The sequence below is a fragment of the Hoylesella marshii DSM 16973 = JCM 13450 genome (genome assembly GCF_000146675.1).
Classification (GTDB): Bacteria; Bacteroidota; Bacteroidia; order Bacteroidales; family Bacteroidaceae; genus Prevotella; species Prevotella marshii.
The window spans coordinates 769,939-796,448 of record NZ_GL397214.1 but is presented as its reverse complement, the minus strand read 5'-3'; the positions used below and the strand labels follow the sequence as shown (position 1 = coordinate 796,448).

Here is a 26,510-nt window from a genome sequence, read left to right as displayed (position 1 = left end):
GTTGGGCAACTCGTTGGAAAAAGTTGGCCAACTATTTGCGCAAAGTTGGCCAACTTTTCATGCAGAGTCGGCCAACTATTTTCAGACAGTTGGGCAAGTATGAACAGACAGTTGAGCAACTGCCTATTTTTAGAGATAAATTCCTTTGACTTTTGGCTGGATAGCTTTATCTCTTACGCGAATTCGGGATAAGAGAATCTTATCCAATAGCCCCAAAGGGGCGACAGACGTTAGACAGGGGTAAGTGATAGCGCAGCCCCTGTGTCGTGGATTCTCGCTATCTAAGCCCTGAAACGAAGTTCGCTGAAACGGAGAGGAAGCAAGGGGCGGCAGAACACTATGCCTCCATCTTCCGTTACCCCTACGGGGTTCATCTTTCTACACATGCTTATCAGGGGTTAAGCTCTTACGAGCTTCACACCCTGCCTAAGGTCTTACGTCCCGTCGGGGCTTACAGCCCAGATGGCCTTATCCCGAACTCGCATATCTCTTATTCTGTTTTTCTGTTGGAAAAGTTTGCATCTTTCTGAAAAGATGCTTACTTTTGCACGTGCAATAGGTTCACCATCATCGGTGATGAAAAGGGAATCGGGTGTAACTCCCGGACAGTCCCGCTGCTGTGAACCGTCCTTTTCGCGAGGCGAACGATGTGCCACTGATGCCGGTATAGGGTCGGGAAGGTGTTCGCTTTCGGACGGTGTAGTCAGAAGACCTGCCATTGTATCATGATATTTCTTCGGGTCTCGTGGAGAAGGCCAGAGAAGTTAATCCAATCTTAAGATGAAGAAAAGACGAACATGGGCATTGCTCAATGCAATGACTGTTGCGACGCAGGCGTATATGCGGCGCAGTGGTCTGTGCGGCATATCTTGCCTGCGGTGCCTGCAATATCGGGGTATGCACGGACAAGCTCTTGTATAGATGTTCTTCTTGTTTCGATAAAGTTTTAACCCTTTAATATAAAGACTTATGAAAAAATCTCTACTTCTATGTGTGTTGGGCATATCGATTGCCACATGGGTATCAGCTCAGCGAAAAGACGATGTGCCTACGCACAGCATCTACATCAAGGCCGTGGATGAATATGTTCCCGCGCCGGGTCAGTTCGTAAACAAACTTCCTGAATACGAAAAGGACGATACACCCGAAAAGATGGCCGAGAAATGTACCAAATGTTTGGCCAATGACCAAAGAACACTCATTACGCTGGGTGCCTATGGTGGATATGTGACTTTCCATTTCGACCACAGCATTGCCAATATCAAGGGCAAGAAAGATGTCTACATCATGGGAAATGCCTTTTCTTCCGGTACCGGAAGGGGCAGTTGCGAACCCGGTATCGTGATGGTTTCCAAGGATGTGAATGGCAACGGCAAGCCTGATGATCCGTGGTATGAACTTTCCGGCAGCTGCGATGTAGACAGTGTGGGCAAAGTCGTCTATGGCTATGAATTGACTTATACCCGCAAGGATATGGAAGACATCCCGTGGACAGACAATCAAGGCAATTCGGGAAAGGTGGAACGCAACCAATTTCACGCCCAAGAGTTCTATCCCCTGTGGCTCCCGCCCATGACAACTTTCAAAGGCACACGTCTGCCGCAGAATGGTTGGGATATAGGTAAATCGGGTTCGCAATACTGGGTGCAATACTTCTTTAGATACGGCTATGTGGACAACAAACCCAACAGCGACCGCGATGCGTGCAGTTTCGATTTCGATTGGGCGGTAGATGCGCATCGTAATCCGGTGAAGATAGATTTCGTAGACTTCATACGCGTCTACAATGGTATGAACCAGATGTGCGGTTGGCTCGGCGAAACCTCTACGGAGGTGTTAGGCGCAGAAGACCTGCATTTGGAAGAATCGTTGGCTGCCATTGCCACGAGCATCAATGGAGTGACGTCGGCCGATGCCGTAGAGGTGGGACGCTACAGCATAGACGGCCGCAAACTCGATGCGCCGCTGCGAGGTGTGAACATCGTGCGCATGTCTGACGGAACGGTACTCAAGGTTATCGTCAAGTAACTTACTCGTTAAAGAAGTCGTCTGTCATAGTGGTGAGCTATCAACAGCTCTCTAAGTAGTTGAAAGATGAAAAGAGGCGGCATCTCCTGATAACACGGGCGATGAACGCCGGATAAGCACTTGCCGACATTTCCTTCTTTCGCTCGGACAGAGAAGTAAAACAAAGAAATAAAACCAATCAACCAACATTTATCATAACCAGCAATGAAAAAAAGATTTTACGCATTGTTTTGGGCATTCGCCCTACTGCCGTTATTGTTGTCGGTGCCCATACAGGCACAGGCGCAAAGCGGCAACACGGTGAACCAAACCCTTTTGGGCAAGAAAACCATCACGGTAGCTCAAGGGCAGGAAATCACCTACTACGACCCCGAAGGAACGGGGAAGATTGAAGTAGACGAGGACGATGGCTACCAAGCCCAGTCCATGACGGTATTCAAACCAGCTGTGGCCGGACAAGTTATCCAGATTACCTTTGAGAAAGTGGAGCTGAAAGGTTCGACAACCTCTACGCCCGCCCTGCTCAAAGTGTATTCCGGAGACCCCGATCCCGAAAACAAGTTCCCTTTCACCAAGCAGCAACCGAAGTTCTCGGACATGAAGTTGCCCGCGGGCAACGTGCTCGGCGAACTGACAGGTACGCATACAAATAAGGTGTACACCTCGTCGGCTGTCGATGGCTCCATCGCTGTGGGCTTCCTCTTCTACGATGCCGTTGATTGCGACGGCTGGGTAGCTAAGGTGAAATGTGTGAGCACAACGCCCATGCACATAACGGGTGCAGGCTCTTCTTACGACCATGTGTCGGCCACGCCTACATTGCGTTCCAACATCAATCTCGCTACGGCCTACGTACAGACCGCGGGCTTCAGCAATGCAGATGCACTGACGCAGGTAAACTTTACCTTACCCATCAACGAAAGTGCGGTAGACCCTATGACGTTGAAACTCTATAAAGGCGATGCCAAGAGCTTCAACAATGCAGAACCCCTCGCTGCCACACTGACGCAAAACGGCACGACCTATACCTTTACTTTGGAAGACGCGTTGGTCGAAGGACGCAACACCTATTCCGTCGTCGGCAGTTTCAAAGGCGATGCCGCCATCGGTGCCAAGGTGCAGGTAAACATATCGGGGCTTGCCACCAAGGCACAGCCTGCAGGCATCAGCGGCTTTACGGCTGCATCGCCCGTCACGGTTTCTGTACCCTCTGTCGTGCTCATGTCCAATGAAGACCAAACGGTAACGGTGGGCAATACGCCGCTCAATTTTTACGACGATGGTGGAAAAGACGGTAAGGTGTCGGCCGGATTCAACGGCAAGATTACCTTCTTGCCCGCAGATGGCACCAAGAAAGTGATGGTAGACTTCACGAAGATGAAGATAGCCTATGGTTCTATCTATAAGCAAAGCATTTCCGTCTACAGCGGAAAGGATGTGAAGCCCAGCGCACTGCTACGCACATTTGTCAAAGACAATACGGGCACGGTGCGTTCTACGTCGGCCGACGGCGCACTGACCGTGGTTTTCAAGAGCGACAACAGCAATACCGACGACGGTTTCGAGGCCATCGTGTCGCAATTTACGCCGCAGCCCATGACCGTGAAAGCCGCCGAGGTGAAACAGATAACCGAAGGTACGGTATGTGCCGGCGACACCGACGAGCAGATACTCTCCGTGAAGTTGACCACAGAGAACACCTCGCCCGTGTTGAAAGTGAAAAACTTTAAGTTCACTACCAACAACACGTTTGCACAAGTAGCTAAAGCCACCTTATATTATACGAAGACAAGCAATGCTTTCTCTACAGCTAAGAAAGTGGGCGAGACGGCAGTGACCGCCGACGCGTTCACCATTCAGGCCGCTTCGGAAATGGAACTGATGGAGGGCGACAACTACTTCTGGCTTGTTTACGATGTGCAGGAATTAGCCGTCAATGGCCAAAAGATAGACGCTACGGCCGTGTCCGTGACGTTTGAAAATGCCACGCATACATTTGCCAATGGCAATCCCGACGGCGACCGTACCGTGCAGAATATGGTGTTTGCCTTAGAGGGCAGCCGTACAAAGACGGTAAACGGAACGATGGAATTTAAGTCGCAACCCAATTCCTTCCATAGTAATAAGTATGAGGGCGGTACATCCGACCGTGTGACAACGTTCGTGCCTGCCCATGCAGGACATGTGGTGCAGATAGACTTCTCGAAGTTCAATCTCTATTATAGCAGCAATAATTTCCAGACGAGAGCTGTTTTCCGCGTCTACAGCGGCAAGAACGCTACAGGTACGCCCTTGTGGGAACTCTCGTCGGCTGCCGACAAAGACAAAGGCCCCGGTCATATCTTGCGTTCTACATCGGCCGATGGTGCATTGACCATCGTGTTCAATCCCAAGTCTTCCACCTCTTATTACCTTGGCGAAGGCTTTGTAGCACAGGTGAAAGAGTATCAGTCGAAACCCATGACATTGGGTACCGTCACGGCAGAGCAGGCATCAACCGATATCGTCTCTGCGGGCGAGAAAGACAAAGCCGTGTTGAGCTTCAACGTGCAGACTGCCGGCGATAAAAATGCACTCGAATTGCAAGCCGTTACCCTCAACCTGAAAGGTTCGCAGAAGAATATAGACAAGGTGGCTGTCTTTAGTGCAGGAACCGATAATCAGGTACTTTCTGCCACGCCATTAGTCACCCTTACTTCTCTTACAGCCGGTGATGCCACCGTGGTTCTACCGCTGGCTACACCGTTCCAACTGTCGGAAGGCAACAACTGGTTCCGCGTCCATTACGACGTGAAAGCTGATGCCAAGGCCGAAGACAAACTCGATGCCGCCGTGACAGGTGTCAAGGTATCGGGCACGGAACAAGCGGTGACAACAGCCGACCCTGACGGTGAACGCGTGATAAAGAATCTCTATTCACTGAAAAGCGGAGCCAACGACGAGAAAGTTATTGCTGCCGGCACCTCTCTCTTGGTATATGACGATGGCGGACCCGCGGGTGATGAGTCGAGAAACTTTACCGGTACCATCACTTTTGCCCCGAAGACGGCGGGCGACGTCGTGAAACTGCTCGCCAAAAGCTGGCATCTCACTTATGCCGATAAGATGTATGTGTACTACGGCGACCGTGTAAAAGAGAAAGAAGACTTCCTCTTAGACAGGAAATCGGAAGGCACGGAGATTGTTTCTAAGGCCGCAGATGGCAAGCTCACCATTAAATACGTGACCAAGACGACCGTAGGTGAGGGCTTTGAAATAGAGGTAAGTGCCTTTACTCCCGCACAGCTGTCTGTGCAGTCAGTCAGTGTGGAAGCCACCGCTCCCGCCAAAATCATGAAAGGACAGACAAACGTGCGCATGTTGCATGTGCAGATGGCTGTCGAGGGTGATAAGGGAACGCTCGATGTGACGAAGTTCAATGTGGGGGCAACCGGCGAGGCTGTCGTTTCCAACGTACACGTATACCAGACGGACAAGGAAGCATCGTTTGCCGAAAACAATGTGTTCGGTTCGGCATCGAGTGTGCCTTACGTCGTGAACGGACAATACACCATTGCCGATAAGGGTACCTATCATTTCTGGATTACCTATGACGTGAAGGCCACGGCAACCATTGGCACGGCTGTTTCAGCACAACTGAACGGCATCACCGTTTCGGGTTCCGATGTAACACCAGCTACTGCCGTTACTGCCTCTACCGAGGTGAAGGCCGGTAAGAATGGAACGCTCATTGTAGGACAAGGCCAGCAGTATGCCACCATTCAGTCTGCTATCGATGCACTCAAAGAGGGTATTGATGGACCTGTGACCATCAACATCAAGAAAGGTGTCTATAAAGAGCATATCCTCGTGCCAGAAGTACCGGGCATGTCGCCCGCCAACACGCTGACCATTCAGTCGGAAAGCGGCGACTACCACGACGTGAAGATTTACTACGAAATCTACACCGAGCCTAAGTACGACGGAACTGTGAAGGAAGAAGACCGCGGTGTGTTTACTTTCGATGGTGCCGACTATACCACGCTTCGTGGCGTAGAACTTACTACGACCAACTTGAAACATCCTTCGGTAGTCTTTATGCGCAATATGAGCCGTCATGTAACCATCGATGGTTGCTATATCCACACGGCCATGACAACTACTTTCCAGCAAAGTATCAAATTGATATATCAAACTGCCCGCGACAAGGCCTATCAGAACAATGATTACCTCACGGTGAAGAACTGTCTGCTCGAGGGCGGCTATACCGGTGTACACCTTGCAGGCACAGGATATGTGAACTTACCGAAGCAAATCGGTGGTGTCGTGAGTGGCAATACGTTCCGCCATCAGGGCTCTAAGGCCATTTATGTGGTGAGAGAGCAAGACGTGCAAATTCTGAACAACACGATTGAGAACACATCTACCGATAAGAGCGACTTCAATGGTATCGACATCGATGCCGAGGGTGCTGTGCGTGTGGAAGGCAATATGATTCATCTTGCCACGGATAACTATGCGGAAGGTCTCTACGTGCGCAGTATCAATGGCACAGCGACAACACCTGCCTGCATTGTGAACAACGATATCTGCGTGAATGCCAAGATATCTACTACCAATGGTATTTACCTCAAGTTTGCTTCTTCGCACCTCGCCATTGCCTACAATACGATACGTATCACCGGCACAGCGAAGTCTTCCGCCTTGTATTTCGATAATGAAATGGGAGAAGATGTGAATGTGGTGAACAACGTTCTGCAAAACGAAGCCGGCGGTTATGTCTATTCATTCAAGCAAGCTAAGTATGTGAAGACTGCGAAGTACGCCCATAACGTGCTGTTTACAACGGGTACGGTGTTGGCCAACGACAAGTCGGACATCAAGACCTTGGCAGAATGGAAAGCCAAGTCTGACGAGGCAGACTCGTACAATGAGAAGGTGACTTTCCTCAGTGCCGATGTACTCGCGCCTGCTGCCAAAGGGCATCTGCTCACGGCGCAACCCCTTGCCTATGTTGCTACCGACATCGAAGGCACGGCACGCAATGCTTCGACACCCACTATCGGTGCCTATGAATACAATGATGCTGCAGCCGTTCCCACGCTGATGTCCGGTTATCCGCAGGTAAACGACATCACCGATACCGACGCTTCACTCTATCTCAAGGCAGACAAGGCCGGCAAGGCGCACATTTTGGTGAAGAAAGCCTCAGAGACTGCGCCCACCAAGGCCGAAGTACTCGCCGCTACGAAGACTGTCGGTCTGCACAAGGGTGCTGTCGTTTCCACTTCGCTCACCTCTCTGACGAAGAACGAAGAGTATATTGCTTACATCGTGTTACAAGACCTTCGCGGTAATGCCGGCGAAGTGGTTGCTACCTCGAAGTTCAAGGCCTCTAAAGAGCAAATTGCGGAAGCCAAAGACCCGAAGGTGAAAGCAGAAGACCAAACCGTTGCTCTCGGCTCGCCGGTAACGTTGAAAGCTACCGCTACAGAGGGAACTCCGCCCTACAACGTGAAGTGGTTCAACGGGAAGCGTGAAGAGGTTTCTGCCACTGTTACGCCGACGGAATGCGACGATTATGTGGTCATTGTTACCGACAAAAACGGTAAGACTGCCAGCGATACCTGCCGTATCACAGTGACGGGCGATGCCGTTACGGCCACGTTTGAGAACCTCTATTTAGACAATGACGCTCATTGGTTGAAGGCCGGTGACGACATCTCCTTCGTGAGTGGTACCTATCGGTTTGCCCACAACTATTATCCGGATATAGCCACGTGGTGTAACTTCACCTATAGCAATGCCACTGCAGGCACTTACGACGGCGCTCACATGTTGCGCGACCAGTTCAACAGTGCTACAACAAGCGGCGTAGACGGGTCTGCCAACTATCTGGTGGCTTATCCGCAGGGCGGTTCTATCGACGTGTTGAATAAGGCCGACGGCGACAGCATCCGCGGTTTCTATATCACGAATACAGCGTGGGTGGTAGATGCCGTGAAGAACGGTGACGGAATGTCTTCCGTAGCCGGCGGTTTCAAGAAAGGTGACTACTATAAAGTGACCATCACCGGTAAGCATGCCGACGGTACCAAGGCTCAAGTAGACTACTATCTGGCCGACTATCGCTCGAACAATGCAGCCGACCATTACTATCTCGACACATGGCAATGGGTAGACCTGCGCAGCTTAGGCAAGGTGAAGGATCTCACGTTTAAGTTGTCGGGAACCAAGAAGAACAGCTTTGGTCTGACCACGCCGATGTACTTCTGTATGGACAACCTCAACGGTCACCGTAAGATTACCGATGCGCCTGTGCAGCCGGTGAGCAGCACCATCAAACTGTCTGACCTCTTCACGCTCGATGGTTCTTCGGCTACCGTTACCTACGCACTGGCCGATGCCTTGGCTCCTACCGTGAAATCACAGGTAGAAATCACAGCCGATGGTCATCTGAAGATAAGCGGCAGCAAATCCGAGACGTTCTCTGTGCTCGTCAGTGCAACGCAGAAAGGAAAGATACAGTTTGTGCGCATCCCCGTATCATATACCACAGGTATCGATGGTGCTGATGCATCGGTTGGTGTTCTCAACGTCTTTGTTGACAACGAACGCATCTACGTAAGCGGTCTTACCGGCACTGCCACGGCACACATCTTTACAGCGAATGGTGTCTTGGTAACCACACTGACGGCTTCGGGCAACGTTTCGTCCGTACATTCGGAAACTATGAATGCAGGCGTTTACGTTGTGAAAGTAACGACAGATGGCCGTTCTACGACACGCCGCGTTGTTATCAGATAGAATAACTTTTTTCTTTCATACTTGTTGAGAGGGTCTGCCACGATAAGATGTGGCGGACCCTTTTTCCGTTTTCAGCCTCTTTCTTTGCTTTGGACTGTACCTCTATACGCTTTGTATGAACCCAAGTAAGGAGTGAAAAACATGTGGTAGGGTGTTGGTTGTTTGCCCGTTATTTCTTATCTTTGCACCACTTATAAAATCACTTTTAAACAGATAAAAAACATGAAAACCATTCACACAGAGCAGGCACCCAAAGCCGTGGGACCCTACAGTCAGGCTATTGAGGCCGGCGGTTTCGTTTTTGCATCCGGTCAATTACCCATCGACCCCGCAACCGGCGCATTTGCTGAAGGTGGAATCAAAGAGCAGACGCGGCAGTCGCTCACCAACGCGCAGGCCGTACTTCGTGCCGCAGGCATCGACCTCACACATGTGGTAAAGACCACCGTTTTCCTTTCCGACATAGATAACTTCGCAGCGATGAATGAAGTCTATGCCGAGTTCTTTAAGGAACCGTATCCCGCCCGTTCGGCCTTTGCTGTGAAGACCCTTCCCAAAGGAGCTTTGGTAGAAGTGGAGTGCATCGCAGAAAAGTAAGTCGCACTGTGAATGGAGGGACGCATGTAACTTGCTGACCTGCAACCGTTCACACACCCGATTGTAAAAGCTGTGCTTTGAACCTGTCGAAGCATAGCTTTTACGCCCTTAAAGCATAGCTTTCATCGCCTCAAAGTTAAGCTTTCGCTTGCAGATTTATTGAATTGTTTTGAAAAACCGGGTGTTGAATTGCGTCCGGAAATTGATAACTATTTTGCGAAATTCAACCGAAAATAGGAAATAAACCTGTTGCTGAAACCATTGGATGGTGTGATTCCAATGAGTGAAGTCCTTGTTATTTGGTAACTTTTTCTTTGGAAAGATGTAAAAAAAGTGTATTTTTGCAGTTGAAAATTCACATAACAATACTTATTTATGAGTTTGAAAATTGTTGTACTTGCTAAGCAAGTACCTGATACCAGAAATGTGGGGAAAGACGCAATGAAGGCTGACGGCACCATCAATCGTGCTGCTTTGCCTGCCATTTTCAACCCCGAAGACCTGAACGCGCTCGAACAGGCTCTGCGCATTAAAGAGCAAATTCCGGGCACCACAGTAGGAATCCTCACCATGGGGCCGCCCCGTGCCGGCGAAATCATCCGTCAAGGCCTCTACCGCGGCACTGATACCGGATGGTTATTAACCGATAAGCTGTTTGCCGGTGCCGACACCTTGGCTACGTCCTACGCCTTAGCTACGGCCATCAAAAAGATAGGCAATGTAGACATTGTTATCGGCGGACGTCAAGCCATTGATGGAGATACAGCGCAAGTTGGCCCGCAGGTAGCCCAGAAATTGGGTATCAATCAGGTGACATATGCAGAGGAAATACTGAAAATCGAAAACGGAAAAGCCACAATACGTCGTCATATCGATGGCGGAGTGGAAACTGTGGAAGCACCGTTGCCCGTGGTGATTACCGTAAACGGTAGTGCTGCGCCCTGTCGTCCCTGCAATACCAAGTTGGTAATGAAATATAAACGTGCCACCTGTCCTTTGGAGCGGTCGGCCGATAATCCTTATTCCACACTTTATGAAAGCCGTCCTTATCTCACGCTGAACCAGTGGTCGGTGGCCGACATCGATGGTGATGCGTCGCAATGCGGACTTAGCGGGTCGCCTACAAAGGTGAAAACCATTCAGAACATTGCCTTCCAAGCCAAGGAAAGCAAGACACTGACGGCGAGCGATGCCGACGTGGAAAGCGTAATCAAAGAATTGTTAGACGAAAAAATTATAGGCTGAGCTATGAACAACGTATTTGTATATTGTGAGATTGAAGGCACGCGCGTACTCGAAGTGTCGCAGGAGTTGCTCACAAAAGGCCGCAAATTGGCCGACCAATTAAAGGTTCAGCTGCACGCTGTGGTAGCAGGAACAGGTATCAAGGGCAAGGTGGAAGACCAGATACGCCCCTATGGTGCCGACAAAATATTTGTTTTCGATGGTGAAGGGCTTTTCCCCTACACGTCTGCACCTCATACCGAAATTCTCGTCAACTTGTTTAAGCAAGAGCAACCGCAAATTTGTTTGATGGGTGCCACGGTCATCGGGCGTGACCTCGGACCGCGCGTCTCATCAGCATTGGCCAGTGGATTAACAGCCGACTGCACCCAACTCGAGATTGGCGACTATGACGACCGCAAAGCAGGGAAGCACTATGAGAACCTGCTCTATCAGATTCGACCCGCTTTCGGCGGAAACATCGTCGGCACCATCATCAATCCCGACAACCGTCCCCAGATGGCTACTGTGCGTGAAGGAGTGATGAAGCGTGAGATACTCGATGCAAACCATCCCTGCGAAACAGTCTATCCCAATGTTGCAGACTATGTGCCCGCCGAGTGCTATGTTGTGAAAGTCATTGAGCGACACGTGGAAACGGCACAACACAACCTGAAGGGTGCACCCGTAGTAGTTGCCGGAGGTTATGGCGTAGGCAGCAAAGAAGGCTTCGACCTGCTCTTTAAGCTCGCTAAAGAGCTTCATGGTGAGGTAGGTGCAAGTCGTGCGGCAGTGGATGCCGGCTGGGCAGACCACGACCGACAGATAGGTCAGACGGGGCTCACCATCCATCCCAAAGTTTATATCGCCTGTGGCATCTCCGGACAGATACAGCATACCGTGGGTATGCAAGACAGCGGTATCATCATCTCGGTGAATAGCGATCCCGACGCACCAATCAATGCCATTGCCGACTATGTGATTGTCGGAACGGTAGAAGAGGTCGTCCCCAAACTCATCAAATACTACAAGAGCAACAGCAAATAAATCTTGGCGGCCGTGCACAGACACTGCCACCGTTTAAACGAAAACCAAATGGCAAACTATTATAAAGACCATCCGGAGTTGGAGTTCCACCTCCACCACCCATTGATGAAGCGCATCGTTGAGTTGAAAGAACGCAACTTTGCCGATAAAGACACCTACGACGATGCACCCGTTGATTTCGACGATGCGATGGAAAACTACGACCGCTTGCTCGACATCATGGGCGACATCGCCGCCAACATTATCGAGCCCAACAGCGAAGCCGTAGACCTTGAAGGGCCTCACCACGAGAACCGACGCATGATATATGCTTCTAAAACCTACGAAAACCTTGATGCCACCCGCAAGGCAGGCCTTTGGGGAATCTCCATGCCACGCCGATATGGTGGGCTCAATCTCCCCATCACACCTTACTCCATTGCTTCGGAAATCGTGGCCGCAGCAGATGCGAGTTTCCAAAACATATGGTCGCTGCAAGACTGCATCGAGACACTCTACGAGTTCGGTAGCGAAGAACAACGCCAGAAATACATACCCCGCGTCTGTGCCGGAGAAACCATGTCTATGGACCTCACCGAGCCGGATGCCGGAAGCGACCTGCAAAGCGTCATGCTCAAAGCCACCTATTCCGAGAAAGACGGATGCTGGTTGCTCAACGGTGTGAAGCGATTCATCACCAACGGCGATTCCGACATACACCTTGTCCTTGCACGCTCTGAAGAGGGCACCCGCGACGGCCGTGGGCTTTCCATGTTTATCTACGACCGAAACCAAGGCGGCGTTGATGTGCGCCACATTGAGCACAAACTCGGTATCCACGGTTCCCCCACTTGCGAACTTGTCTACAAGAATGCCAAAGCCGAGCTATGTGGAAGCACCCGCATGGGACTTATCAAATACGTCATGGCACTCATGAATGGAGCGCGCCTCGGTATTGCAGCCCAAAGTGTCGGCGTGAGTCAGGCCGCCTACGACGAAGCCCTCGCCTATGCCCGTGAGCGCAAGCAGTTTGGTACGCCCATCATCGCCATGGCACCTGTCTACGACATGCTCGCTGTGATGAAGGCCAAACTCGATGCCGGACGCAGCCTTCTCTATCAGACCGCACGTTACGTAGACCTCTACAAAGCCTTCGACGATATTGCCCGTGAGCGCAAACTCACTCCCGAAGAGAAAGCCGAGCAGAAGCGTTACACCCGACTTGCCGATGCTTTCACACCACTGGCCAAAGGCATGAACTCCGAATACGCCAACCAGAATGCTTACGATGCCATACAGGTGCACGGCGGTTCGGGCTTCATCATGGAATACAAGTGCCAGCGATTGTATCGCGATGCACGCATCTTCTCCATCTACGAGGGAACCACCCAATTGCAGGTAGTTGCTGCCATCCGTTATATCACCAACGGCACCTACACGGCCATGATTGATGAAATGCTGGCCGGCGACGTGGCCGATGCGATGAAACCGCTCAAGGCACGTACCGAAAAGCTCGCCGCGATGCTTCGCGAAGCCATCGACAAAGTGAAAGAGGCAGGAGACCAAGAGCTGCAAGACTTCTTAGCCCGTCGCCTTTACAACATGACGGCAGATGTCATCATGTCGCTCCTCATTATCGAAGATGCAGGCAAGGCACCCGAGCTTTTTGCCAAGAGCGCGCAAGTGTTTGTTGCCCGCGCAGAGGAAGAGGTCGTTGCCCATCATCATTTCATCAGCTCTTTCGACCCCGCCACACTCGCCGATTACCGGCAAGCAACAGTCGAAGCCGAATAACCTTCCGCCGTGTTTTTCGGCAGAAAGGCCGCTACACAGAGATGCCCAATGGTATGACAACCAATGGGCATCTTTTCTATTTGTCAATCTCCGCGAGGTAGGGAATCCTTATCCCGCACGCCCCTTTGTCTAAAGTATCCTTGCTGACTTGCCCCGATTGCTGACAACCGATGATGTCTTATAGGTTCTCGACAAAAGATAACAGGGAGAGAACCGGGACGATACTGCATCTGTTACCCCTTCTATACTATGATAATCGAATTATCAACTTAGTGATAAATATTTATCAACCCGATGAAAAATATTTATCACCACGCTGAAAAATATTTATCAACCCGATGATAATTTAAATACCTACGTATCTCATAGGGCACAAGTCCTATATCTAAGAGGTATAACTCCCATAGCTAATGGGTATGACTCCCCTATATAAGAACAAGGATTTCTACGTCGAAGAGCGATGACTTCCTTATATAGAGGCAACAACTTCTATACTTGAGAGAGGGGTTAAAGGCGAGTGCCTCGGTGTAGCCATACTCGCGAAAGAGGTCTCACATCTGCTCTTGCTGTGCGGGTGTGTAAGGGTGAGTTCGCCTTTCCTATAGCGGTAATAGGCAGTTTCCCACGAAGAAAAGTTTTTGTTGTTGTCGTGTTTCGTTATCGATACACCATGTTGCGTTTGGCATCGATGCGCAGGAAGATGAAGAGGAGTATGGTGAAGCCCCAGAGGCTGGAGCCGCCATAGCTGAAGAAGGGTAGGGGGATGCCGATGACGGGTGTGAGACCGAGCACCATGCCTACGTTGATGAAGACGTGGAAGAGGAAGATGCTGACCACGCTGTAGCCGTAGATACGGCCGAAACGGAAGGGTTGTCGCTCGGCTATGTGGATGAGGCGGAGTATCAATATGAGAAACAGCAACAACACGCCTGCGGAGCCGAGGAATCCTTCTTCTTCGCCTACGGTGCAGAAGATGAAGTCGGTGTCTTGCTCGGGCACGAACTTGAGCTTTGTCTGCGTGCCATTGAGGAATCCCTTGCCTTGCAGACCGCCCGATCCTATGGCTATCTCGCTTTGGTGCACGTTGTATCCGGCACCGGCGAGGTCTTCGTCTAAGCCGAGCAACACGTTGATACGTACGCGTTGGTGAGGCTCCATGACATGATTGAGCATATAGTCGGCAGAATAGAAGAATGCTACTGAGCTGATGGCAAATAAGCCGATGAAGAGGTAGGTGTTGACGCGGGTACGCAATGATTGATACACAAAGTAGATGAGCATCGCCGCAGTGATGCCGAGCTGTATGGGCAGGATGTCGAACGCTATGATAAATCGGGAGACGAGAAGGGCAAGCAGACTGATGCCGACTGCGTAGGCCACGACGAGCAGCGCTGTTTTCCAATGCTTGCAATAAACCCATACCATGCCGGCAGAAAACAGTTGCACCAACAGCAATACCACGAAACGACCGGTGGAGGTGGGCGTATTCCAGAGCGGTGTTGCCTCAAACCGTATGCCCACTACGAAGTAAATGGTCATAGCAATGCCGGTGAACAATATGCTGCCGGGCATTCCCTCGCGATAGAACATGAGAAAAAAGGCAAGATAAACCAAGGCGGAGCCCGTTTCGCGTTGCCCGATGATGAAGAGCATGGGTAAGACCACGAGGCCCACGGCTGCCATCATGTGGCGGAAGTTGCCGGCGTTGAACCCGTAGCTTGACATGAGCTTCGCGACGGCAAGTGCGGTGGCAAACTTGGCAAACTCTGCGGGTTGAAGACGCAAGGGGCCGAGCACGAGCCACGAGCGCGAGCCTTTAATCTCGTGGGGATTGAAGATGGTGGCGAAGAGCAGCAGCAACAGGGCAGCGTAGATGATGTATGCAAACGTGTCGTAGAAGCGGTCGTCGAGCATGAGGATGACAAAGCCGATACAGACCGACGTGCCTATCCACACGATTTGCATGCCCGAGCGGCTGTCGAGGCTTAGAATGTCTGTATCGCCATACGTGTAGCTGGCGCCGCAGACGCTTATCCATCCGAAAGCGAGCAGGGCGAGGTAGATGCCGATTGTCCACCAGTCCAACGACTGTAACACGCCGCGTTGTCTATCTGTTTGCCGTTCCATACGCAATACGTCTTCTTTGAAAGTCTCTTGCTCTGGCCTCACTTGCGGGCGAGAGCCTACCTTTAATATATTGTTCCATCATGAGCGAGCCGATGGGCACGCCGTAGTCTGCACCGAATCCGCCATTTTCCACATATACGGCGATGGCAATCTTGGGCTTGTTCATCGGTGCGAAACCCATGAAGACCGAGTGGTCTTGCCCTCTGTTCTGTGCCGTTCCCGTCTTTCCACATACCAAATAGTCGGCTCTGTTGGCCGCACGACACGTGCCGCCTACCACCGACGAGCGCATGCCGGCTACGACATATTCGTAGGCACTTCGGCTTGCTTTAGTGTAATGGCGCGAAGTGAAAGTCGTGTCGAGCGGTTCGCCCTGCACCTTTCGCACCACGTGGGGGGTATAGAAGTAGCCTCTGTTGGCAATCGTTGCACCTAAATTGGCGATTTGGAGCGGGGTAAGATTCACCTCTCCTTGCCCGATGGATATACTGATAATGGTTAGTCCGTTCCATGCACCTTTATAGGCTTTGTCGTAGAAACCGGAGTTGGGTATCAGTCCGCGCTTCTCTCCGGGTAGGTCAATTCCTAACTTATAGCCGAATCCCATGCTCACCATATAGTCGCGCCACGTGTCGAGTGCTGTCTGCGGGCGGCCATACTTGCGGCGGTTGCCTATCATGTGGTACAGTCCCCAGCAAAAATATGCGTTGCACGACGTGCTCAACGCTCCCACCACGGCAATGGGTGAGGCGTGCCCGTGGCATCCCACGTGGAGTCCTTTATAATAAAAGCCGTGATAACAGGGGTACATTGTGTGGGGCGTGACGATGCCTTCGGTGAGGTAGGTGAGTGCCTGCGAGGTTTTAAAGGTAGACCCGGGCGGGTATTGTCCCATAATAGAGCGGTTGAGCAAAGGTTTCCAAACATTGCGCGAAAGGAGTTGATGGTTTCTTCCGCGCTTCTTTCCTACCATCATGCGCGGGTCGTAGGTGGGCGATGAAACCATGCAGAGTACTTCTCCCGTAGAGGGTTCTATGGCCACGATGCTCCCTATCTTCCCTTCGAGAAGTCGTTCGCCGAGTGCCTGTAGGTCGAGGTCAATGCTCAGCGTGATATCTTTCCCCGGACGAGGTTTTCTGTCGTAGTCTCCGTTTTGATATTTTCCCTGTATGCGCCCGTGGGCATCGCGCAACAGTATCTGTACGCCTTTTTCGCCGCGCAACTGTTTCTCGTAGTATCGTTCGACGCCTAACTTTCCTATGTAGTCGCCCGGTTGGTAGTAATCGTCTTCCTCAATGTTGGCGGGCGACACTTCGCCTACATCTCCCAAAATATGGGCAGCATAGGGATAGGAATATTGCCGGATGCTTCTGCGCTGTATATAGAATCCGGGGAAGCGGAACATCTTTTCCTGAAATACGCTGAACTCTTTGTCGGAGAGTTGATTCATGAACAGTTGTTGGGTGAAGCGGGAATAACCGGGGTTTTTCGTTTTGTCCTTGATGTCGTTCATTCGGCGGATAAAGAACTCTTTCGTGATGCCCAGTGCCTTGCAAAATTCTAATGTGTCGAGATGTCCACTCTCTTCGTTCATCACCACCATGATGTCGTAGGCCGGTTGGTTGTATACCATCAGCTTTCCCGTCCTGTCTGTGATAATACCTCTCGATGGATATTCTATTTTCTTCAGGAAAGCATTACTGTCGGCACTTTTCCGATAGTCGTCGCTCATAATCTGAAGCACGAAGAGCCGCACAATATAGATAACCACTATCGCAATGGCTACCCCGCTAATGACAAATCTTCTCTTATCTAATTCGTAGTCTTTCATCTGTGATTACGCGCTTGGGAGCTATTACCGCCTGACATTCTCTATCACCAAAATAAGTAATACGGTGAGAGCCGTACTGCCGACGATGCTTTCTATCCATTGCAGCCAGTTGAAAAAGTTGAAGGCTTCTATGCTGAAAAGCAAGATACAATATACGAATACTATCAGCACGGTGAAATAAGAGAAGCGTGCCATACCCATCGAGGTTATTGCGGGTTTTAGCTCTGCAGGAGTTTCCCGTTGAAGGAATGGAGTAAGTAAGTAGGGTTGTAGAAAGGCTGTTGTGGTCATTGCTGTGGCTGCAACACCGGGCGTATTTGAAAATATGTCGATAGATAGGCCTAAAAGAAAGCTCCACAATAACATCCCCCAACGGGGATAGTTGCGTGGAAACAGCACCACCATATATATATATAGCAACGGCGTGGCGCAGCCGAAGAGGTGGATATGGTTCAATACCAACGTCTGCGCGATGCAGAGACCGATAAACACGGTTAATCGGCGTAATAAATCCAAGCCCATCGTCTTTTTCTTTATAAGTTATCTTTGGGTTTCATCAAATCTTGTGCATTACGCATTAATTCTATCCGTTCTTTCATCATGCTGTCATCGATGATGCAAACATCGCGCAGATTGGAAAAGTCTGTAGATAGTTCTACCATCAAGCTGTATGAAATGCCATCTTTGGAGTTGTAAACATGGAGAATTTTCCCTATCATGATTCCGGGCGGAAAGATGGATGAGTAGCCGCTCGTTACCACTCTGTCATAGAGACGGAAGCGCGCATGACGCGGTATTTCCTCTACATAGGCTATACGGGAAGAACCGCCATCCCATCGGAGCTGTCCGAAATATCCTCGCTTCTCTATGCTGCAACTGATATTCGACTGCGAATTAAGTATGGGTAGCACAATGGAATAGTGGGTAGACACTTGATATATGATTCCAACAATCCCCGTTCCGCATACCACGCCCATATCTTTCCTCACACCGTCTGTCTCCCCTTTATTAAGGGTCATCAGGTTGTCTTTCAGATGTATGGAATTGCTGATTACTTTTGCAGGGATAAACCGAAAGCGTTCCGGCAACTGTTTCTGTGCTGTGTAGAGCTGTTCCGTTGCATCTGTGCGGTCGCGTAAAGTCTCCTCCAATCTCGCAGCCTTGTGCTCTAAGTAGATGTTCCGTCGTGTTAGTGTTTCGTTCATCTTCACCATACCGAAGAATTGTTCCACCTTTGCGCTCCATTCAAAGAATATGCCTGTCACAGTATTGGCAGAACTGAACCACACGCTTCCCTGATAACTGTTATAGTGAAACAAGAGCGTGAAGCCCAGTGCTTCCAGTATAATAAAGACGAGCCAATGGTTGAATTTAGCGAGGAACTCTACTAAGTTGTGCATTTTCCTATCTCATCAAGAATGAGAAACGGTCTACGTTCTTCAATGCAATGCCTGCACCTTTTGCTACACTGTGCAACGGGTCTTCGGCTATATGGAAAGTGATGTTTATTTTGTCTTTCAAACGTTTATCAAGACCGCGCAACAGTGCACCGCCGCCGGTCAGATAGATACCGTTCTGTACGATGTCTGCATACAATTCGGGTGGAGTGTTCTCAAGGGCTGATAGCACAGCGTTCTCTATTTTGGCAATGGTTTTGTCCAGACAGTGTGCCACTTCTTGATAGCATACCGGTACTTCCATGGGTAATGCCGTTATTCTATTCGGTCCATGCACTACGTAGTCTTCGGGAGCATCTTCACCCAATTCGGTTAAAGCCGACCCTACGTTTATCTTGATACGTTCTGCCATGCGCTCGCTCACTTTTACATTGTGCTGTCTGCTCATGTAGTCTTGTATCTCTGCTGTCAGGTCATCACCGGCTGTGCGTATGGAGTTGTTGGATACGATACCGCCAAGTGAGATAACCGCAATCTCGGTACTTCCGCCACCGATGTCTACTATCATGTTACCTTTAGGTGCCTCTACGTCGATACCTATACCGATAGCTGCGGCCATAGGTTCGAAGATGAGATACACGTCGCGCCCGTCGGCATGCTCTGCAGAGTCGCGCACAGCACGCAGCTCTACTTCGGTGGAACCCGATGGCACGCCGATGACCATACGTAGCGATGGAGAAAACAAGCGACTGCCTGTGTGCACCATCTTGATGAGGCCACGCATCATCTGCTCGCAGGCTGTGAAGTCGGCAATCACGCCATCGCGCAGTGGGCGGATAGTGCGTATATTGTCGTGCGCCTTTTCGTACATTAGTTTTGCTTTCTCACCGACGGCTATCATTTTGTCGGTACGTCTGTCAAGGGCAACGACCGATGGTTCGTCCACTACAATCTTATCATCGCTGATAATAATGGTGTTGGCAGTGCCTAAGTCCATTGCAATTTCTTGGATAAAAGAAAAAAATCCCATGTTTATGTTGTTCGTTTTTAAGGGCAGCAGACGAAAACAGGAGATGAAGCGTGAATATCTCGCTTTGTATTCCGGTTCTTTGTGGCTGCCGTTGATATTAAAATTTCGATAATATGTGGTGTGCTGTGATTATCTTGTAAACCATGCGTGGATGGCTGTATCATAACGGCTGCTCACAGCGAAAGCCTGCTCTGCCAATCTTCTGCGTTCTTCAATGTCAGTCTGCGCCCCCTTCTCATTGAGAATATTTAGCAGTATGCTGTATTCAGCCTTGCTTGGTATGACAACTACATCTTTGAAGTTCTTGGCACCGGCGCGAATAAGAGAGATACCTCCGATATCTATTTTCTCTATAACCTCGGCTTCAGAAGCACCTTCGGCAACTGTCTGAGCGAAGGGGTAGAGGTCTACAATAACAAGGTCGATAGCTGGGATTTCATATGTAGCCATCTGTGTTTTGTCGCCTTCATTGTCGCGACGTGCCAATATACCGCCAAAAACTTTCGGGTGTAATGTCTTTACTCTGCCACCTAAGATAGATGGATAGCTTGTGATGCTCTCTACTGTGCTGCACTTGTAACCCTGCGATTCTATAAACTTCTGTGTGCCTCCTGTGGAGAAGAACTTCACGCCCTCGGCATCTAACATGGCCAACAACTGGTCTAATCCGTCTTTATGGTAAACGGAAATGAGTGCTGTCTTAATTCTTTTTGTATCAGCCATAGCTTGCGTACTTTACGTTTTGAATGTTGCAAAGGTACGAAAAAGTATGGATAATGTGGAAAGAATCATTCTTTTTTTATCCCCAATCAATCATTAACTCCTGTACAGATTTTGTTGAATGGCCGATCAGATGATTTGTTATTTTGTCGAAGGCGTAGTAGAGTACGTTGAGAGAGGGTGGCAGACAAGATGCCGACAAGTGAATAAAAGATGACAGGAAGCTGTGTCATTCCTATAAAAAAGGTAAGTAAGCATTCTCGTGACCGATTAAGGTTAAAAAACTGACAGTGTCAAATTTGTAATTTGACACTGTGAAAATGGCAAACTGAGGCTGTTAAATTTTCAATATCGCCATGAATCTTTTCATACTATCTTTTTCGGGATGTCGCGAAAAGGATTATTACCCCTCTATCATACGTGTGAAAAAGCACCGATTTTTGTTGTGAATTTTTCATCGTCTGCATGCAACTGATGAAAATCCGCTTGTATCTCAATAAAAAATACTACATTTGTAGCAATAAAACAACAACAAAAAATAGAGATGAAAACGATTCTTACAAGGAAAACTATACGTAAGTATACCGACAAACCCATATCGGAAGACTTGCTCAATCGGTTGCTCTCAGAGGCTGAAAGGACACAAACCATGGGCAACCTGCAACTCTACAGTGTTATCGTTACCCGCAGTGACGAGATGAAAGCCCGTCTTGCACCGGTACACTTCAATCAACCCATGGTTACGCAAGCACCGGTGGTGCTCACCATCTGCGCTGATTTCCGGCGTACTACAGCATGGGCAAGTTTCAGAAAAGGTCATCCGGGCTACGACAATTTCCTCTCGTTTATCAATGCTGCCACAGATGCCCTGCTATATACGCAGACCTTATGCAATCTTGCCGACGAAGAAGGACTTGGTTATTGCTACCTCGGCACAACGGTTTATATGCCGCAGCAAATCATCGACATTTTAGAGTTACCTCAATTAGTGATGCCCGTAGCCACCATTACGCTGGGTTGGCCTGATGAAGAACCACCCATGACAGACCGACTGCCTCTACGTGCCATCGTCCATGAAGAAACCTACAGTGACTACACCTCTGCGCGTATCGATGATTGCTATACAGAGAAAGAGAACTTAGACGCTAATAGGCATTTCGTGGAAATCAATGGGAAGGAAACGCTTGCTCAAGTATTTACCGACATTCGATATACACGGAAAGACAATGAGGCGTTGTCGAAAACCTTTCTTGATGCCCTACGCCGTCAAGGTTTTTTGTAGAATAACTCATACGAGCTTCCATTCCTTTCTTTTCTTTCCCTTCTTGCCGCATGTTTACAGTTAAATATGCAAGTTCTCCTTTGCTGTCTTCATAGTATCAGAAGATACCGATGGAGGTCTTATACCATTGGAACAATCGGGCGACTCCCTCGTCGAGTTCCACGCTGTGGTGCCACCCGAGAGAATGGAGCTTGGAGACGTCGGTGAGTTTGCGTAGCGTGCCATCGGGTTTAGATGTATCGAAATCAATTGTTCCTTGAAAATCAATCGTACGGGCGATGAGGTGGGCGAGGTCAGCTATAGAGATTTCGGAACCCGTGCCGATATTGATATGGCAGTTACGGATGTCTCCAAGCTGTGGCAAGGCACCCCCACGAGCCGTGTCGGCGTTACGGTCTATGCGTGCGTTAGCCTTTTCTCCAAGCATAACCGATGAATAATTCTCAATGCCGATAATGTCTTTAAAGGAAATGTTGAGCAGGAGATGTACGCAAGCATCAGCCATGTCTTCGCTCCAAAGGAACTCGCGCAACGGATGCCCTGTCCCCCACAACACAACGCGATGGTTGTAAATGCCGTAGCGGGCGAGTGTGCGTTCAATATCGGCCTGTGTGGCCGACCCGTCGATACCATGCACAGGCCGGCTGTCGAGGTCGCATTTTATCATGTCCCATCTTCCTTTGTGAATGAGCTGTGCAAGGTATATTTTACGCATCATGGCAGGCATGACGTGACTGTTGTCGAGATGGAAGTTGTCGTTAGGCCCGTATAGATTGGTAGGCATCACGGCGATGTAGTCTGTTCCGTATTGCAAATTATAGCTTTCACACATCTTAAGACCTGCAATCTTAGCAATGGCGTATGGCTCGTTGGTATATTCGAGGGGCGAAGTGAGCAGCGCTGTTTCCTCCATCGGTTGAGGGGCATCTTTAGGATAGATGCAGGTAGAGCCGAGAAAGAGTAGCTTCCGCACATCATGAGCGTAGGATTCGCTGATAACGTTGCATTGCATCTGCATGTTTTGCATGATGAAATCTGCCCGATAGAGTGAATTCGCCATGATACCGCCCACATAGGCGGCTGCTACAACAACAACTTCGGGACGTTCTCGGTCAAAGAAACGACGTACGGCGGCTTGGTCTGTAAGGTCGAGTTCGGCATGTGTACGTCCAACCAGATGGTGGTAACCGCGGGCTTCGAGGTTGTTCCAAATGGCCGACCCCACTAAGCCGCGATGGCCTGCCACATAGATTTTTGTGTCTTTATTCAGTGTCATAATAAGCAGATAGGACTGTCGATACACGCAGATGGAGCATGTATCGACAGTTCGTTTATTGGGAAAGTTGGTCTTTCAAATGAAGTTTGCGAACAAACTTCATGTCGTGTTCTACCATCAGCCGTACAAGTTCGCGGAAAGAAGTCTTGGTGGGATTCCATCCCAAACAGTTCTTTGCCTTGGCGGGATTACCCAATAGTTGTTCTACTTCGCAGGGGCGGAAGTATTTGGCATCTACCTCTACAAGCGTGCGTCCCGTCTTTTCATCGATACCTTTCTCGTCGATGCCGCTGCCTTCCCAATGCAATGAAATTCCCGCTTCTCGGAAAGCCAACGTGCAAAACTCGCGTACAGTGTGCATCTCGCCCGTTGCTATCACGAAGTCTTCAGGCTGTTGCTGCTGCAACATGAGCCACATGCACTCCACATAGTCGCGTGCATATCCCCAATCCCGTCGTGCATCGAGGTTTCCGAGGTAGAGTTTGTCCTGATAGCCCTGCACGATACGGGCAGCAGCCAGCGTTATCTTGCGTGTAACGAAAGTTTCTCCGCGCCGTTCGCTCTCGTGGTTGAAGAGGATGCCGTTGCAGCAATACATGCCGTAACTCTCACGATAATTTTTCACAATCCAAAAGCCGTAGAGTTTAGCTACAGCATAAGGCGAACGCGGATAGAAAGGTGTCGTCTCGGTCTGTGGTATTTCCTGCACCTTTCCATAGAGTTCCGATGTACTTGCCTGATACACTCTGCAAGTTTTCTCAAGCCCACATATCCTCACGGCCTCTAAGAGGCGCAGTACACCTACGGCATCTACATCGGCGGTATATTCGGGCACTTCAAAGCTCACTTTTACGTGGCTTTGTGCAGCAAGGTTATAGATTTCTGCCGGTTTGATTTCCCCGATGATGCGGATAAGTGAGGATGAGTCTGTCATATCTGCCCAGTGAAGATTTACGAGCCGGTCTTTCTTCATGTCGCGTACCCATTCATCGAGGTATAGGTGTTCGATGCGTGCGGTATTAAAGGAGGACGAGCGTCGCAAGAGGCCATGCACTTCATAACCTTTTTCTATGAGCAATTCGGCCAGGTAAGAGCCGTCCTGGCCTGTGATACCTGTGATAAGGGCTGTCTTTTTCTTCATGTTGCAAATGTATTTTTTCGATAAGCGGGGTATCGGGACTTATCATCGTGGTAACGTCTTGTTGGTGCAGGGTCAGTCCTCTTCTGCGAAGCTACGTATTTTCTGTTCTTCTGCGAGTTTGCAGATGAGCAATGTGTCGTCTTTTTCAGCCACGATATAGCCGTCAAGTCCTTGTACGACGACTTTTTTCTCTTCTGTGGTATGAATGATGCAGTTTTGCGTGTCGTAGACAGAGACATTGTTTCCGATGATACTGTTGCCGTAAAGGTCGTGCTTGGTTTGCATGAGCAGTGCGCCCCAAGTTCCCAAATCGCTCCATCCGAAGTCTGCGGGACAGACGAAAATCTCTTCTGCTTTCTCCATAATAGCATAGTCTACAGAGATATTTTCGCACTCGGGATACATGCGGTTGATGGCTTCTTGCTCGCGTTCGGTGCCGTAAATGTCGGTCATACTTTCAAAAAGACGGTTCATAGCGGGCTGATATATGCGGAAAGCATTGATGATGGTCTTCACGCTCCATATGAAGATGCCGGCGTTCCAAAAATAGTTCTTCCGTTCAATGTATTGCAACGCGGTCTGTAAATCGGGCTTTTCTCGGAACGAATCCACACGGAATATCTCTTTGTTGCGCGGGCTGCTCGACGTGAGATCTGCTTGAATATAGCCGTATCCGGTTTCCGGTCGGGTGGGTTTCATGCCCAATGTAAGCATGGCATCTGTCTCTCCGGTGAATTGTAGTGCTGCATTGATGACGCGTTTGAACTCTGCGACATTGGTCACAATATGGTCGCTGGGTGTCACAACGATGTTGGCATTGGCATCACGGGTCTTGATTCTCCAGCTCACATAGGCGATGCAGGGTGCGGTATTACGCCGACAAGGTTCGCTGAGGATATTGGTACGGGGTACATCGGGCAGTTGTTCATGCACGATGTCTACGTATTTCTCGTTGGTTACGACCCATACGTTTTCGGGGGATGCAATGTTTGCGAAGCGTTCCATTGTGAGTTGGAGCAGTGATTTGCCAACTCCGAGTACGTCGATGAACTGCTTTGGGCATTCGGCAGTACTCATTGGCCAAAATCGGCTGCCCACTCCTCCGGCCATGATAACGAGATGATGATTCTTGGGAGTCATAGGATAAGGGTTTTATGATAAGGTATGCAAGGTCTCTGTTTATAGTTTCACGGCTGTGATGTCTACCAGATTATTGACGATGGCGTAGATAGTGAGACCTGCGGGGCTGTGTATTTGCAGTTTTCGGGCGATGTTGCGACGGTGGGTGATAACAGTGTTGATGGAGATGCAGAGGTGGTCGGCTATCTCCTTATTTGTCATTCCCTGTACCAAACTCACGATGACGTCTTTCTCGCGATCGCTTAAGCTCTCATTGGAAGTTTGGTTTTGGTTAATCATGTTGGAAATTTTCACCGACACGTCGTTCTGCTTCGACTTCTGTTCCAAGTGCCGGATAGCTGGCACAAAGATATGGTCTTCCACTTCGGCGTGCATCGCCAACCAGTTCTCATTGTTGTAAATGTCGTACAAAGTGGCGTAAAGCTGGTTGTTATGCAGGCCGTCGTTCGGCAGGTATTTAATGATAATATTCTTCAACTCTTTCAGCTTCAGGTCTATCTGTCCATGATGTTTGGAGTAAGTCTCTATGTCGTAATTGCTGCTGGGTGTGTTGTTGAGTAGTGAATCCACGTAAGGAAACACTGTCTTGTCTTCGTATTGCATGTGCATACGCACCGAATGAGCATATTCGTCGTAGAGTTTGAGAATCAAACGCGCCAGATTGTCTTTCTCGTCAAGTGCCGATTGCAGTTTTTTTCGTATGTAAGGCAGTTGAAAATCAATAAAGTACGCATGGCTGGCTTTCAGGTATTGCAGCAAAGTAGGTATGGAGAGTTTCTCTACATCCTCAAAGTTATGAAATTCATTTACACTGAAATTCACGATACAAAGAAAGGTGTACGTGTCTACCTCTTGCTCTTCGCAGACTTCTTTCACGGTTTTGTCTCCGAAACCCAAATTGATTCCGAAGCCACTGAGTGTCTGCAACAAGCTATAATCATCTCTGATGATGGTTATCATTTTATCATCAGGTTCATACATTTTCTGATTTCTCATGACGTTACCTATTTGTTGTTAGGATTTTTCGAAAGGATATGCAAAATAAGTGTTTTTTTTTGAATTACGCAATAATTATTTATGGGTATATTGTTTCTATCATATAATAAGGTAT

At 49.4% G+C, this 26,510-nt stretch carries 17 protein-coding genes and 1 riboswitch; of the genes, 7 read left to right on the top strand and 10 right to left on the bottom strand.

Features of this window, described 5'->3' with window-relative positions; all coding sequences use genetic code 11:
* Window positions 1-539 precede the first annotated feature (539 nt).
* Window positions 540-734: riboswitch (cobalamin riboswitch) on the top strand.
* Window positions 735-969: 235 nt separating this feature from the next.
* The 6 genes from HMPREF0658_RS03335 to HMPREF0658_RS03310 all read left to right on the top strand — a co-directional run bounded on the left by HMPREF0658_RS03335 (window position 970) and on the right by HMPREF0658_RS03310 (window position 13,455).
* Window positions 970-2,028 carry a hypothetical protein gene (locus HMPREF0658_RS03335; RefSeq protein ID WP_006948522.1) on the top strand — a complete coding sequence of 353 codons (1,059 nt, stop codon included), beginning with the start codon at window positions 970-972 and terminating at the stop codon, window positions 2,026-2,028.
* A 204-nt stretch (window positions 2,029-2,232) separates the two neighbouring features.
* Entirely contained in the window at window positions 2,233-8,814 is a 6,582-nt protein-coding gene (locus HMPREF0658_RS03330) for a DUF4465 domain-containing protein (RefSeq protein WP_006948520.1), read from the top strand.
* 222 nt (window positions 8,815-9,036) lie between these two features.
* A complete protein-coding gene (locus tag HMPREF0658_RS03325) occupies window positions 9,037-9,411 on the top strand; it encodes a RidA family protein (RefSeq protein ID WP_024990933.1) in 375 nt (124 codons plus the stop codon).
* Window positions 9,412-9,786: 375 nt separating this feature from the next.
* Window positions 9,787-10,656, top strand: coding sequence for an electron transfer flavoprotein subunit beta/FixA family protein (locus tag HMPREF0658_RS03320; protein WP_006948517.1), 870 nt, complete (start codon window positions 9,787-9,789; stop codon window positions 10,654-10,656).
* Between the two features lie 3 nt (window positions 10,657-10,659).
* On the top strand, window positions 10,660-11,682 hold the full coding sequence (locus tag HMPREF0658_RS03315; protein WP_006948516.1) for an electron transfer flavoprotein subunit alpha/FixB family protein: 1,023 nt from the start codon (window positions 10,660-10,662) through the stop codon (window positions 11,680-11,682).
* A gap of 48 nt (window positions 11,683-11,730) precedes the next feature.
* Window positions 11,731-13,455 (top strand): acyl-CoA dehydrogenase family protein, encoded by a 1,725-nt coding sequence (locus tag HMPREF0658_RS03310; RefSeq protein WP_006948515.1) that lies wholly within the window; start codon window positions 11,731-11,733, stop codon window positions 13,453-13,455.
* Between the two features lie 657 nt (window positions 13,456-14,112).
* Here the strand turns inward: HMPREF0658_RS03310 and rodA are convergent.
* The 6 genes from rodA to HMPREF0658_RS03280 form a co-directional block, all read right to left on the bottom strand.
* The gene (gene rodA / locus HMPREF0658_RS03305) at window positions 14,113-15,582 is read right to left on the bottom strand and encodes a rod shape-determining protein RodA (RefSeq protein WP_006948514.1); all 1,470 of its coding nucleotides are present in this window, start codon (window positions 15,580-15,582) and stop codon (window positions 14,113-14,115) included.
* Window positions 15,563-17,413, bottom strand: coding sequence for a penicillin-binding protein 2 (mrdA, locus tag HMPREF0658_RS03300; RefSeq protein WP_006948513.1), 1,851 nt, complete (start codon window positions 17,411-17,413; stop codon window positions 15,563-15,565). Before mrdA ends, rodA begins: the two co-directional genes overlap by 20 nt.
* 24 nt (window positions 17,414-17,437) lie before the next feature.
* A complete protein-coding gene (gene mreD / locus HMPREF0658_RS03295) occupies window positions 17,438-17,935 on the bottom strand; it encodes a rod shape-determining protein MreD (protein WP_006948512.1) in 498 nt (165 codons plus the stop codon).
* An 11-nt stretch (window positions 17,936-17,946) separates the two neighbouring features.
* Window positions 17,947-18,813, bottom strand: a complete 867-nt coding sequence (gene mreC / locus HMPREF0658_RS03290; protein WP_006948511.1) for a rod shape-determining protein MreC — start codon at window positions 18,811-18,813, stop codon at window positions 17,947-17,949.
* Window positions 18,814-18,817: 4 nt separating this feature from the next.
* On the bottom strand, window positions 18,818-19,840 hold the full coding sequence (locus HMPREF0658_RS03285) for a rod shape-determining protein (protein WP_006948510.1): 1,023 nt from the start codon (window positions 19,838-19,840) through the stop codon (window positions 18,818-18,820).
* 129 nt (window positions 19,841-19,969) lie between these two features.
* Complete coding sequence (locus HMPREF0658_RS03280; RefSeq protein WP_006948509.1) at window positions 19,970-20,563, bottom strand: bifunctional phosphoribosylaminoimidazolecarboxamide formyltransferase/IMP cyclohydrolase PurH; 594 nt, start codon at window positions 20,561-20,563, stop codon at window positions 19,970-19,972.
* Between the two features lie 541 nt (window positions 20,564-21,104).
* On the opposite strand from HMPREF0658_RS03280, the gene HMPREF0658_RS03275 reads away from it, so the two are divergent.
* Window positions 21,105-21,842, top strand: a complete 738-nt coding sequence (locus HMPREF0658_RS03275) for a nitroreductase family protein (RefSeq protein ID WP_006948508.1) — start codon at window positions 21,105-21,107, stop codon at window positions 21,840-21,842.
* A 97-nt stretch (window positions 21,843-21,939) separates the two neighbouring features.
* Here the strand turns inward: HMPREF0658_RS03275 and HMPREF0658_RS03270 are convergent, their stop codons facing one another.
* The 4 genes from HMPREF0658_RS03270 to HMPREF0658_RS03255 all read right to left on the bottom strand — a co-directional run bounded on the left by HMPREF0658_RS03270 (window position 21,940) and on the right by HMPREF0658_RS03255 (window position 26,395).
* Window positions 21,940-23,118, bottom strand: a complete 1,179-nt coding sequence (locus HMPREF0658_RS03270; RefSeq protein WP_024990934.1) for a GDP-L-fucose synthase family protein — start codon at window positions 23,116-23,118, stop codon at window positions 21,940-21,942.
* A gap of 55 nt (window positions 23,119-23,173) precedes the next feature.
* Window positions 23,174-24,259 carry a GDP-mannose 4,6-dehydratase gene (gene gmd, locus HMPREF0658_RS03265; RefSeq protein WP_006948506.1) on the bottom strand — a complete coding sequence of 362 codons (1,086 nt, stop codon included), beginning with the start codon at window positions 24,257-24,259 and terminating at the stop codon, window positions 23,174-23,176.
* 72 nt (window positions 24,260-24,331) lie between these two features.
* Window positions 24,332-25,399 carry a mannose-1-phosphate guanylyltransferase gene (locus HMPREF0658_RS03260; RefSeq protein ID WP_006948505.1) on the bottom strand — a complete coding sequence of 356 codons (1,068 nt, stop codon included), beginning with the start codon at window positions 25,397-25,399 and terminating at the stop codon, window positions 24,332-24,334.
* A gap of 39 nt (window positions 25,400-25,438) precedes the next feature.
* Window positions 25,439-26,395 (bottom strand): LuxR C-terminal-related transcriptional regulator, encoded by a 957-nt coding sequence (locus tag HMPREF0658_RS03255; RefSeq protein WP_006948504.1) that lies wholly within the window; start codon window positions 26,393-26,395, stop codon window positions 25,439-25,441.
* Between the last annotated feature and the right edge of the window lie 115 nt (window positions 26,396-26,510).

Bases quoted from the DNA above. Each gene is read 5' to 3' on its own strand.
- mrdA (WP_006948513.1), bottom strand. From the start codon at position 17,413: ATGAAAGACTACGAATTAGATAAGAGAAGATTTGTCATTAGCGGGGTA.
- HMPREF0658_RS03275 (WP_006948508.1), top strand. From the start codon at position 21,105: ATGAAAACGATTCTTACAAGGAAAACTATACGTAAGTATACCGACAAA.
- HMPREF0658_RS03325 (WP_024990933.1), top strand. From the start codon at position 9,037: ATGAAAACCATTCACACAGAGCAGGCACCCAAAGCCGTGGGACCCTAC.
- HMPREF0658_RS03310 (WP_006948515.1), top strand. From the start codon at position 11,731: ATGGCAAACTATTATAAAGACCATCCGGAGTTGGAGTTCCACCTCCAC.
- HMPREF0658_RS03280 (WP_006948509.1), bottom strand. From the start codon at position 20,563: ATGGCTGATACAAAAAGAATTAAGACAGCACTCATTTCCGTTTACCAT.
- HMPREF0658_RS03315 (WP_006948516.1), top strand. From the start codon at position 10,660: ATGAACAACGTATTTGTATATTGTGAGATTGAAGGCACGCGCGTACTC.
- HMPREF0658_RS03335 (WP_006948522.1), top strand. From the start codon at position 970: ATGAAAAAATCTCTACTTCTATGTGTGTTGGGCATATCGATTGCCACA.
- gmd (WP_006948506.1), bottom strand. From the start codon at position 24,259: ATGAAGAAAAAGACAGCCCTTATCACAGGTATCACAGGCCAGGACGGC.
- HMPREF0658_RS03260 (WP_006948505.1), bottom strand. From the start codon at position 25,399: ATGACTCCCAAGAATCATCATCTCGTTATCATGGCCGGAGGAGTGGGC.
- HMPREF0658_RS03330 (WP_006948520.1), top strand. From the start codon at position 2,233: ATGAAAAAAAGATTTTACGCATTGTTTTGGGCATTCGCCCTACTGCCG.
- HMPREF0658_RS03270 (WP_024990934.1), bottom strand. From the start codon at position 23,118: ATGACACTGAATAAAGACACAAAAATCTATGTGGCAGGCCATCGCGGC.
- HMPREF0658_RS03285 (WP_006948510.1), bottom strand. From the start codon at position 19,840: ATGGGATTTTTTTCTTTTATCCAAGAAATTGCAATGGACTTAGGCACT.
- rodA (WP_006948514.1), bottom strand. From the start codon at position 15,582: ATGGAACGGCAAACAGATAGACAACGCGGCGTGTTACAGTCGTTGGAC.
- HMPREF0658_RS03320 (WP_006948517.1), top strand. From the start codon at position 9,787: ATGAGTTTGAAAATTGTTGTACTTGCTAAGCAAGTACCTGATACCAGA.
- mreC (WP_006948511.1), bottom strand. From the start codon at position 18,813: ATGCACAACTTAGTAGAGTTCCTCGCTAAATTCAACCATTGGCTCGTC.
- HMPREF0658_RS03255 (WP_006948504.1), bottom strand. From the start codon at position 26,395: ATGAGAAATCAGAAAATGTATGAACCTGATGATAAAATGATAACCATC.
- mreD (WP_006948512.1), bottom strand. From the start codon at position 17,935: ATGGGCTTGGATTTATTACGCCGATTAACCGTGTTTATCGGTCTCTGC.